Below are 11,327 nucleotides of genomic sequence, written 5' to 3' on the forward strand. Positions count from 1 at the left end.
GCGCACGGCGCGTGCCGTGCTCTGCTCGTGGTCCGGCGTGGTCTGACGTGCTCCCGTCTGCGGCGGACCTGCGTTGCGGCGGCCGGCTAGAAGCGACCGCCCCTGCTGCGACCGCCGCCTCCGCGGCTGCCTCCGCTCCGGCCGCCGCCGCCCCCGAAGCCACCGCCACGGCTGCGTCCGCCGCCCCCGAAGCCACCACCGAAGCCGCCTCCGCCGAAACCTCCTCCGCCGCCGTAGCCTCCGCGGCTGCCGGAGCCGCCGCGCAAGATCGAGTCGATGAGGATGCCGCCGAGGATCATGCCCCCGACGTTCGACCCGCCGCTGCCCGGCCCCTGACGGTTCTCCCAGGACTGCACGTCGGCCTGCGCCAGCTGCTGCGCCGACTGCACGAGCTGCTCGCACCGACGGACGGTGTCGAGCGCCGTCACGGGGTCGGAGGGCGCCAGTGCCCGGGCCTCGTCGAAGAGCCGGGTGGCCTCCGAGAGCCGGGTGCGGGCCTCCGGGCCGACGGCCCCCTTGCGGGTGGTGATGAAGTCGGACACCGCGGTGATCTGCGACCCGACCCGGCCGAGGGTCTCCGCGAGCAGAGCCGCAGCCCTGGCACGCTGCTCGTCGGCCTCGCGTCGGGGTGCGAGGGCCGTGTCGAGCGCGGCCTCGGCCTCGGTGACGTCGCGGATCGCGGCGAGCGGGTCGCCGCCGGACCGCGCGGCCTGGGCCTGCGCGACGACGCTGCGTGCGCGGTCGGCCGCAGCCGAGACGGCCGGGTCACCCGCACCCAGCCTGTCGGCGTCGGCGAGGTCGGAGGCGATCGACGTGAGGGCGGCGTCGAGGCGCGGACCGGCGCTGGCCAGGTCCGCACCGGCCGAGTCCACGGCGTCGAGGAGCACGAGGGCCTGACCGACGGCCTGCGACGCGGCGCGGGAGTGGCCGACAGCCGTCGCCCTGTCGCCGCCCGTCACGGCCGCCTCGCCCGCGGTCACCGAGTCGGCGGCGGCGTCGAGGAGGCGGACCGCCTGGTCTGGGTTGGCGGACACCGAGGTGAGGGCCGAGGCCGGGTAGGTGACGGCCAGGGAGGCGAGGGCCCCGCGGGCCGGCTCGACCCGCGCGCGAGCCGTCGTGATCCGCTCACGGGTCTCGGCGAGCACCTCGGGGACCGTGGCCTGCAGGTTGCGGAGCTCGGTCAGCTGGGCGCCCTCGGCGTCGAGGGACTCCGTGACCTGGTCGCACAGCCCGATGATCTCGGCGAGCATGACCCGCTTCTGGGGCTCGGTCTCGGGGGTCGAGTCGTCGAGCTGCTGGCGCAGGGTGAAGGCGCGGGTGACGGCGCCCTTGGCGGCGGCCAGCGCAGCCTCGTAGGAGGCTGTCGCCTCGGGGCCGAACTGGGCCTGGGCGAATCCGAGCTCTTGCTCGGCGGTCTTGAGGTCGTCGTCGACGGCGACGAGGGCGGTGCTCGCGCGCCGCTCGAGCTCGTCGGTCGGCAGGGTCGAGAGGCCACCCTCGGCGGGGTTGCCCGCGCTGCGGCGACGTCGCGCGGCGGCCCAGGCCACGAGGGCGATCAGGGCGATCACCACGAGACCGCCGACCAGCAGGACCGTGAACGCGCCTGGTCCCGAGCCTCCGGTGAGCTCTGAGCGCAGGGTGTCGGCGGCGGCGACGGCCCCGCCTGTCCAGTCGTCCTGCGCGAGACGGTCTTCGACGGCGACCTCGACGGCGTCGAGCTGGTCGTCCGTGAGCGGGTTGCCCGGACCGACGTAGAGCGCGTACCGGCGGTCGTCCACGGCGACGGCGAGGAGCACGTCGTTCGTCCCCATGCCCGACAGCGCGAAGGTCTCCTCGGCCCACGCCGGGCCGTCGGCACCGTCGAAGGTGGGGACGTAGGCGACGAACAGCTGCTGGTCCGTGTCGTCGCGGAGCGCGTCGAGGGCCGAGCGGACCGCACCCTCGTCGAGGACGCCAGCGGTGTCGGTGACGTCGGTCGGCAGGTTCAGCGGCTCGTCCGCGCGGGCAGACGGCGCGAGGAGCACGAGGGCCAGGACCGCGAGCAGCGCTGCGAGGGCGGCACGGATCTCGAGCGCCGGTCTGTCGAGGCGGGTCATGGGCGCAGCAGGGTGCCGGACAGTCGGGTACGCACGCGCAGGGTCCACCCTGCGATCCTGCGCTACCTGCGAGAAGACCGCAACGGGGCCGCCGACGGGACGACCCCGTCGACGGCCCCGGCAATGCTGGCGACCGTGCAGCCGGACCGGCGCGAGCGGTGTGCACGCGCCCGGCGAGCCTGGCCGGTCGAGCGGGCGGCAGGCCTGCCTGCTGGGTCAGGCGCGCTCGTCCGTGACCTGCTCGATGTCGTCGGCGTCCACGATCCTGTAGGCGTAGCCCTGCTCGGCCAGGAACCGCTGCCGGTGCGCCGCGAACTCCTGGTCGACGGTGTCGCGGGCGACCACCGCGTAGAAGTGCGCTGTGCGCCCGTCGGCCTTCGGGCGCATGACCCGGCCGAGGCGCTGGGCCTCCTCCTGGCGGGAGCCGAAGGACCCCGACACCTGGATGGCGACCGAGGCCTCGGGCAGGTCGATCGAGAAGTTCGCGACCTTGCTCACCACGAGCTTGGTGATCTCACCTGTCCTGAAGGCGTCGAAGAGCCGCTGACGCTCCTTGACCGACGTCGCCCCCGTGATGACAGGTGCGTCGAGGTGCTCGCCGAGCTCTTCGAGCTGGTCGATGTACTGGCCGATGACGAGCGTCGGGTCGCCCTCGTGCAGCTTGACCAGCCTCTCCACGATCGCGTTCTTGCCCGGTGCACAGGCCGCGAGCCTGTACTTGTCCTCGGGCTCGGCCGTCGCGTAGAGCATCCTGTCGCGCTCGGGGAGCGTCAGACGCACCTCGACGCAGTCGGCCGGGGCGATGTAGCCCTGCGCCTCGATGTCCTTCCACGGGGCGTCGTAGCGCTTGGGGCCGATGAGCGAGAAGACCTCGTCCTCACGGCCGTCCTCACGGACGAGCGTCGCCGTCAGACCGAGCCGGCGGCGGGCCTGGAGGTCGGCCGTCATGCGGAAGATCGGCGCCGGGAGCAGGTGCACCTCGTCGTAGACCACGAGACCCCAGTCGCGGGCGTCCAGCAGCTCGAGGTGCGTGTACACGCCCTTCCGCTTGGTCGTCAGCACCTGGTAGGTCGCGATGGTGACGGGGCGGATCTCCTTGCGGGCACCGGAGTACTCGCCGATCTCGTCCTCGGTGAGCGTCGTGCGGCGCACGAGCTCGTCGCGCCACTGCCGGGCCGAGACGGTGTTGGTCACGAGGATGAGCGTCGTCGTGCCGGACCTGGCCATCGCTCCGGCGCCGACGATCGTCTTGCCCGCACCGCAGGGCAGCACCACGACACCGCTGCCACCGTGCCAGAACCCGTCGACGGCCTGCTGCTGGTAGGGGCGCATCTCCCAGGGCTTGTCGCCGTGGCCGGGGTCGGTCGGGCTGAGGTCGATCGGGTGCTTCTCGCCGTCGACGTACCCCGCGAGGTCCTCGGCGGGCCAGCCGAGCTTGAGCAGCACCTGCTTGAGGTGGCCGCGCTCCGAGGCGTGGACCGACACGGTGTCGTCGTCGATGCGGTCGCCGAACAGCCCGGCGGTCCGCTTCGACTTCATCACCTCGGCGAGCACGGCACGGTCCGTGGTCTCGAGCACCAGGCCGTGGACCGGGTGCTTGGACAGCGTGAGCCGCCCGTACCGCGACATCGTCTCCGCGACGTCGACCAGCAGCGCGTGCGGGACCGCGTACCGGCTGAAGGCCAGCAGCACGTTGACGACCTGCTCGGCGTCGTGACCCGCGGCGCGCGCGTTCCACAGCCCGAGCGGCGTCAGGCGGTAGGTGTGCACGTGCTCCGGGGCGCGCTCGAGCTCGGCGAAGGGCGCGATCGCGCGGCGCGCCGCGTCGGACTGCGGGTGGTCGACCTCGAGCAGCAGGGACTTGTCGCTCTGGACGATGAGTGGGCCGTCAGGCATGCAGCGTTCTCCCTGGGGTGGGTGGTCTGTCGAGCGAGGTGCGTGCCCGCGCCGGTCGCCCGGAGGCGAGGTGCGGGAGAGTCGGAGGGTCAGGAACGGCTCATGGTGCGCCGGGGATGGGCTCGACGTTCGCGATGCGGTGCACGGCGACGGTGAGCTCGGACTCGCGAGCGACGTCGACAGCCCGCAGGCGACCGGCGTCCAGACGCGTCGGGCGGAGCCGACGACGGGTCAGGTCCCCTGAAGGGCCGACGATGTCGACGAGCACCTCACGACCATCGGCCGCCGCCTCACGCAGCAGTGCCAACGCGACGACAGGTTCCGTTGTTCCCTCACCGGGCTGGCCCGCGGAGGTCGAGGACGTGCCGGTGCTCGCGCTCGCGGAGGACGGTGCTGCCGAGCCGTCAGCGCTGCGGCCGCGACCTGCGGAGACGCCGCCGCCAGCAGTGCGGCCGGGGCTCGCGGTCCGGCCGGGACCCGAGGTGGTCGCCGCGCGTCCTCCCGACGCCGCGCCTGGTGCTGTCGGGTTCGGCTGGGCGGTCCCTGCGGTCCCTGCGGCCTGCGCCGCGCGGGCCTGCTCCTCGCCGCGGCGCAGCACGGCGACGAGAGCTTGCAGGCGGTCCGGACGGTCCGGTGCCACGGCGCGTGCCGAGCCGTCGACGCCGGGCGCGCGGCGTCGACCACGCCGACCGGCGAGACGGACACGAGGGGTGCGGCGGTCGGCGTGCACCACCTGGCCGTCGGGGCCCTCCATCGCCGGGGCGAGACCGCGCTCGCGGAGCGCCGCGAGCAGCTGGGACGGCGCGGCCGACGAGGCGAGGACAGTCGGTGCGATGCGGAACAGCCCGAGGCCGCGCAGGCGGGGGTCTTCGACCAGCCCGGCGAGGAGCACCGGGTCTTCGACCCTGACGTAGGCCGACGCGGCCCCGAGCCGCAGCTGGCCGTGCCGCCGGGCGGCGTCCCGCACGAGGTACTCGAGGGGCTGGGGAACGCCCGAGCGGGAGTGCACGGCGAGCTCGGCGAGCAGCTCTTCGCCCGTGCGGCCCGCGTCGAGGGCCCGGGTGACCGACTCGGGGGTGAAGCGCACGGTGATCGCCGAGCCGCGCGACTCCACCACGGCAGAGTCGGCGAGCAGCGCCTCGAGGGCGGGTGACGGTCGACCGGGGACGATGCCCGTCTGGTCGCCCTGGAGCAGCAGGTCGTCGACGGCCTCGGGCAGCGCCGCGCCCATCGCCGAGGCGAGCGCGGCGCGGGCCGCGTCGTCGGCGACGGTGAGGACAGGGACGCCGGCGAGGACGGCACCCGCTGCGGAGAGCGCCCCGGCACCTGTCACGCCGAGCAGCGCAGACTCGACGAGGAGCGCGTCGACGGCCTCGTGGGGTGGCACGGCGCGTGGGGCGCGCCACCGCAGGACGGAGGTGATCTGGTCGGCGGTCACCGGCGCGCCCGGGGCGGCGTGCAGCACGCCGAGGACCTCGCTGCGCAGCCTGGGGACCCAGGCCCTGTGGAGCTCGGGCTCGAGCGCGCTGCGCAGCGCGCCCCGCTCGTCGCGGCTGCCGACCAGCCAGGGGGTGCGGGCCGAGGAGTGCCAGGCTGTCACGAGGGTGGTCCAGCGGCGGGGGAGGTCGTCGGCGAGCCAGTCGTCGGCGTCGAGGGTCGGGGCGTAGGAGGCGGGGTCGTCGCCGTCGTCGACCACGAGCCCGGCCATGGCGGCGAGCTCGACCACGAAGGCCGCCGTGCGCTCGTCGACCTCGAGACGCAGCCCGAGACGGCGCAGGTCGCGGACGCCGAGACCACCCGAGCGCAGCATCGCCGCGGGTGTCTCCTGCCAGAGGGCCACGAGGTCGGCGACGAGGCGTGTGATCTCCTGCGCCGCGCGGGCCGACTCGGCCTCGACGGTCGCCGGGTCGAGGGTCGCCGGCGGGAGCTGGGGAGGTGTGCTCAGCCCGCGGTGCGTCCGCCCCTCCCGCAGGGCGAGGGCGACCTCGCGCGGCAGCAGGACGTGGTGCGCGTCGGCCTTGCGGACGAAGCCGTGCTCGAGCAGCCAGCGGGTCGGGGCGGCGGTCGGGCCGTCGGCTGTGCTCGGCATCCGGCCCACGGGCGGACCCCAGGTGAGGGCCGCGAGGATCGAGCGCGCACCGGCGGGCGCCGAGGCGAGGGCCTCGTGCATCTCCGGGGTGACGGCGAGGGACCAGTCGGTCTGCGCTGCGGGGCCTGGGCTGGTGCTCGAGGTGGTGCTGGCGCTCGCGCCGGCGGCTGCGGTGGTGCCGCGGCCGGAGCTGGTGCTGGTGCCTGAGCTGCTGCCTGAGGTGGAGCTGCTGCCGGAGGCTGTCAGGGCACCGGATGCCGACGGTCCGAGCCCGGCGGGGAAGGTGTCCTGCACCTCGTCGACGCCCGGAGCCACGCGGTACGTCGTCGGGGTCGGGCGCCAGAGCAGCGCCGACTCGTCGAGGTCGGCGAGGATCTGCGCGAGGCGCGCCGCGTCGTCAGGCTCGGGCGAGCTGCCGAGGACTGCCGAGAGGATGCGCTCGTCGGTCGCCTCGTCGCCGATCGTCTCGAGCACGTGGACAGCCTCGAGGACCTCCAGGTGCGCGACGTCCAGGCTCACCACGGCGCGGTGGACGCTCGCGCGGCTCATCGCGCGGGCGGCGAGCGAGAGCAGCGTCGAGGGGGAGGGGGACGCGAGGTCGGGCCGCCGAGACAGCAGCGCGACGAGCCGGGCGTCGTCTCTCGCCCGCACCGAGTCGCTGAAGGTGACCATCCGCACGACTTTACGCGCCAGTCCCGCACGCTGTCCGCACAGCCCACCCCTCCCGGTCCTCCTCCCGCCCTCACCCCTCTCACCAGCCCTGTCCTCCGCCTGTCCTCCCCACCCCTGTCCTCCTCCAGCCCAGTCCTCCTCCCGCGAGATCGTGACTTCGGAGCGAGATCGTGACGGAGAAGGATCGATCTCGCTCCGAAGTCACGATCTCGACTGGCGTCCGCGGGGTTGGAGACCCCTGTTCGCGAGGGAAGGGGCGGGAGGGGCGGGAAGGGGAATGTGCGGGAGGGTCGGGAAGCGGAAGCGGAAGCGGGAGGGTCGGGAAGCGGAAGCGGAAGCGGGAGGGTCGGGAAGCGGAAGCGGAAGCGGGAGGGTCGGGAAGGGACAGGACGGGGAGGGGAGGGCGGTGCGAGACGGGGTGAGGAGAGGTGAGTCAGGACGGGGCGTGGTGGAGGTCTGTCAGGAGGTGGGGACGGGGGCGGCTGGAGCGGAAGGCGGGTTCGGGCAGGAGTCTTCGGAGGCGCTGGACCAGGAGCAACGACCGTCCGAGGTCTGCGGCGGTGGCGCGCAGGACCCGCCAACCTTCGTCCTCCACGGCGTGCTGTCGGCGCTTCTCCGCCATCAGGGCGGAGGTCGCCGCACGGTCGTCCCCGGAGTACTTCGTCGCTCCGTCGAACTCGACGAGGAACCGCCACTGCCTCCAGCCGAGGTCGGCGTAGAAGCGACCGAGGTACGTGTCGACTTGCACCTGTGTCTCCGGTGCCGGGAGGCCGACTGCCTGCAGGACCACACGGCAGACGCTCTCCCAGGGTGACTGCGCCCCGGCGTCCGCCAGGTCGAGGAGCTCGCGGCCACGAGAGGCCCCACGCCGACCGCTGACGCTGGTCAGGAGGCGTTCGATCTCCCCGCGGTCTGCTCCTCGCGCCAGCGCAGCGTCGGTGATGACCAGAGCGTCGAGCGGGGGTGCTGTCCTGAGGCAGTCGACGACAGTCTGCTCGAGGTTCGTGATGCAGAGCCCGGAGAGCTGCAGCGTCGGGCGTCCACCTGACCCGGCCTCGTGCCAGGTGATGTCCCCCGCGCTCCGGCTCGACCTCCGGACCGGGTGGAAGAGATGGACTGTCGTCGGCAGGTGCCAGGTCGGGAGTCCCCAGACGAGCGCCGCTGACTGGTGGCTGACGACGCCAGCGGCTCTGGTCTGGGCGACGACCGCGGCGATCCGGGCGAGCTCTAGGCGCCGACGACCATCGGCGGTCTCTGTCGGAGACGTCCCGTCGCAAGACACGTAGGCGCCGCGCCCGACCCTGACGAGGCGCCCGTCTCTCACCTCGGCATCGAGAGTCCCGCGCGGCAGGTCGCGAGCCAGGACGACGTCCGGGATCACCACTCGCGGGACGACGAGCGGCGTGGGGCGGTCGTGCTGGCCCTGGTCGGGGCGCTGTCGTGCGGGGAGCAGGTCGAGTCTCATGCACAGATCCCACGGCTTCTGACCACCGATCGCACCCGTTGACAGAGCGCCTGTGCACCCGCCGTCGGCACGGCATCCTGTGGACGCCGCCCGCCGCCCGCCGCCCGCCGCCCGCCGCCCGCCGCCCGCCGCCCGCCGCCCGCCGACGGACCGGGCACAGCGTCCTGTGGACGCCGCCCCTCCGCCCGACGCCGACGGAGCGAGCACAGCGTCCTGTGGACGCCGCCCCTCCGCCCGACGCCGACGGACCGGGCACAGCGCCCTGTGGACGCCGCCCCTCCGCCCGACGCGGACGGACCGTCCGCCGCCCGTGATCTGTCCGCAGCCCCTGCAGCGCGTAGATGCTGGAGACTGTGCCCCGCAGGCGGCCGCACCTCCGACGGAGGCCTGGCGAGATCGTGACTCTGGAGTGAGATCGTGCCCTCGACAGGTCGATCTCGCTCCGAAGTCACGATCTCGACCGATTCCCGCGGGGCGAGGGCTGGCTGGGGAGGAGCAGGAGTGGAGCGGGGAGAGAGGGAGCAGTACGGTGAGGGGTGGGACCTCAGTGGACGGAGAAGCCGCCGTCCACGGCGATCGACTGGCCGGTCACGTAGGCCGACGCCGGGCTGGCGAGGAAGACGGCCGCCCCGGCGAAGTCGTCCGGGTGGCCGTTGCGGCCCACGAGGGTCCGCGCGGCGAGCGCTGCGACGGTCGCCGGGTCGGAGCTCAGCCGGCGGTTGAGCGGGGTCGGGACAAATCCGGGGACCAGGACGTTCGCGGTGACGCCGTGGGGTGACCAGGCCTCGGCCTGCGACCGGGCCAGGGCCTCGACCGCCGCCTTGGACACCCCGTACGCGCCGCTCGTCGCGAAGGCACGGTGCGCCTGCTGCGAGCTGATGTGGATCAGCCGCCCGTAACCACGCTCGGCCATCGCCGGGGCGAGGCGCTGACCGAGGAGGAACGGGGCCTCGAGGTTGACGGCCATCGTCGCGTCCCAGACCGACTCGTCGAGCTCGGCCATCGGCGGACGCAGGTTGATGCCGGCGGAGCTGACGAGCACGTCGACCGTCCGCGCGGCGTCTGTGGCCGCGTCGGCGAGGGCGTGCGCCCCGGCGCGGGTCGAGAGGTCGGCGACGATGCCGTCTGCCGAGCCGCCCGCGGCCCGCACGGCCGCGACGGTCTCGTCGATCGCGGACGCTGTGCGCGCGGCGACCAGCACGTGTGCGCCGGCGCCGGCCAGCGCGAGCGTGATCGCCCGGCCGATCCCGGAGCTGCCGCCCGTGACGAGGGCCGTGCGTCCGTCGAGGCCGAACAGGTGCTGGAGGTACATCGCGTCAGTGTAGGCAAGGCGCAGCCACGGCTGGGGGTGTGAGGGCCGGGGCGGGACGGGGAACGTGACCGGATGCGCGTTCGCGACCGGGTGAAGACCAGGGGGATCTCGTGGCGGTTAGGCAGGAGAGGGGTTGTGCGCGGATAATGATCGGGACTCACCGTCGGGCGCCTGCCCGGTATCCTGTGAGGTCATGTCCCGACGAGCACCTCGAGGTTTCACGTGCCCACCGGCAAGGTCAAGTTCTTCGACACCGAACGCGGTTTCGGCTTCATCGCCAGCGACGACGGCGAGCAGGTCTTCCTGCACGCCTCCGCACTCCCCGAGGGAGTCACCGCCCCGAAGCCCGGTGCCAAGGTCGAGTTCGGCGTGGCCGACGGCCGCAAGGGCCCGCAGGCGCTCTCGGTGAAGTTCCTCGACCCTGTCCCCTCTGTCGCGAAGGCGCAGCGCAAGCCCGCCCACGACATGGCCGTCATCGTGGAAGACCTCATCACGCTGCTCGACACCGTCGGCAGCTCCCTGCGTCGCGGACGATACCCAGAGAAGTCGACGGCGACGAAGGTCGCCACGGTGCTGCGCGCCGTCGCCGACGACATCGAGGCTTAGGAACACATGCCAGCTGCAACACTGCCCACCCCGGCGAAGCGGCCCCGCGCCGCTCGCCCCAAGGTCGACGCGGTGCTCGTCGACGCTGTCGACGTCGCGCTCTCAGCCGCGCGCGAGGCCGCCGAGCACCCCGGCGACGTCGGCGAGCACCTCGCCGCCACGATGGACGCCGACCGCCTGGCGTCCCACACCTTCGCGTGCACGATGCGCGGCTACCGCGGGTGGCACTGGACCGTCACTGTCGCCCGTGCCCCCCGCTCGAAGACCGTCACGGTCTGCGAGGTCGAGCTGCTGCCCGGTGCCGAGGCGATCCTCGCCCCCGAGTGGCTCCCGTGGTCCGAGCGTCTGCGCCCGGGCGACATCGGCCCGGGCGACGTGCTGCCCTTCCGCGCCGACGACCCGCGCCTGGTGCCCGGCTACACGCCGTCCGGCGACGAGGAAGAAGACCGCGTCGCGATCGAAGAGCTCGCCCTCGCACGCGCCCGGGTGCTCTCGCCCGAGGGCCGCGACGAGGCCGCGCAGCGCTGGTACGCAGGTTCTCGCGGGCCGACCACGCCGGGCTCGGTCCAGGCCGCGTCGGACTGCGGGTCCTGCGGCTTTCTGGTGCTGCTGCAGGGGTCTCTCGGCCAGGTGTTCGGCGTCTGCGCCAACGAGTGGTCCGAGGACGACGGCCGCGTGGTCTCCCTCGACCACGGCTGCGGTGCGCACTCCGAGACCGACGTCGAGCCGCACCCGACCGACTGGCCGGACGACGCTCCCGTGATCGACGAGATGACGGTGGAGATCGTCGACCTCGGCGCGCAGCCTGCGGCTGCAGCCGACGCGAGCGCCACGGAGACCGCGTCTCAGACTGAGCCGGTTGTGGAGACCGAGTCTCAGGCTGATCCGGCTGCGGAGGCCGCATCTCAGACCGAGCCGGTCGTGACGACCGAGTCTCAGGCTGAGCCAGCCGACGGCCACGACGGCGGCACGGGCCAGGCCGAGATGACGCTCGACGACTCGGTCCAGGAGACGACCCCGGTCGAGACAACCCCGGTCGAGACGGCTGCGGCCGGGTCGACCGACCGTGGCACGTCAGAGGACGACACGTCCGAGGGCGACTCGACGGTGACCGGTCCGACCGGCACCGACGAGGGCCAGGACAGCACGAGCCAGGGGTCGGTCGCCGACGCGTGAACCCGCGTGAGGACC

7 protein-coding genes are annotated in these 11,327 nt (G+C 73.7%); 2 read left to right on the forward strand and 5 right to left on the reverse strand.

The features are described from left to right. Window positions 1-86: 86 nt before the first annotated feature. The 5 genes from ASG53_RS02825 to ASG53_RS02845 form a co-directional block, all read right to left on the reverse strand. Window positions 87-2,144 carry a TPM domain-containing protein gene (locus ASG53_RS02825; protein WP_156382642.1) on the reverse strand — a complete coding sequence of 686 codons (2,058 nt, stop codon included), beginning with the start codon at window positions 2,142-2,144 and terminating at the stop codon, window positions 87-89. A gap of 168 nt (window positions 2,145-2,312) precedes the next feature. Beyond that, entirely contained in the window at window positions 2,313-3,992 is a 1,680-nt protein-coding gene (locus tag ASG53_RS02830; protein WP_056128201.1) for a DNA repair helicase XPB, read from the reverse strand. Between the two features lie 100 nt (window positions 3,993-4,092). Beyond that, a complete protein-coding gene (locus tag ASG53_RS02835; RefSeq protein WP_056128205.1) occupies window positions 4,093-6,753 on the reverse strand; it encodes a helicase-associated domain-containing protein in 2,661 nt (886 codons plus the stop codon). A gap of 433 nt (window positions 6,754-7,186) precedes the next feature. Then, window positions 7,187-8,218 (reverse strand): hypothetical protein, encoded by a 1,032-nt coding sequence (locus ASG53_RS02840; protein ID WP_056128208.1) that lies wholly within the window; start codon window positions 8,216-8,218, stop codon window positions 7,187-7,189. A 544-nt stretch (window positions 8,219-8,762) separates the two neighbouring features. Beyond that, a complete protein-coding gene (locus tag ASG53_RS02845; protein ID WP_056128211.1) occupies window positions 8,763-9,530 on the reverse strand; it encodes an SDR family NAD(P)-dependent oxidoreductase in 768 nt (255 codons plus the stop codon). Between the two features lie 222 nt (window positions 9,531-9,752). Between ASG53_RS02845 and ASG53_RS02850 the strand changes: the two genes are divergently transcribed. Beyond that, window positions 9,753-10,136 carry a cold-shock protein gene (locus tag ASG53_RS02850; protein ID WP_056128215.1) on the forward strand — a complete coding sequence of 128 codons (384 nt, stop codon included), beginning with the start codon at window positions 9,753-9,755 and terminating at the stop codon, window positions 10,134-10,136. Window positions 10,137-10,142: 6 nt separating this feature from the next. Then, window positions 10,143-11,312, forward strand: a complete 1,170-nt coding sequence (locus tag ASG53_RS02855; RefSeq protein WP_327286232.1) for a DUF3027 domain-containing protein — start codon at window positions 10,143-10,145, stop codon at window positions 11,310-11,312. Window positions 11,313-11,327: the final 15 nt, after the last annotated feature.

Source organism: Sanguibacter sp. Leaf3 (assembly GCF_001425965.1).
GTDB classification, from domain to species: Bacteria; Actinomycetota; Actinomycetes; order Actinomycetales; family Cellulomonadaceae; genus Sanguibacter; species Sanguibacter inulinus.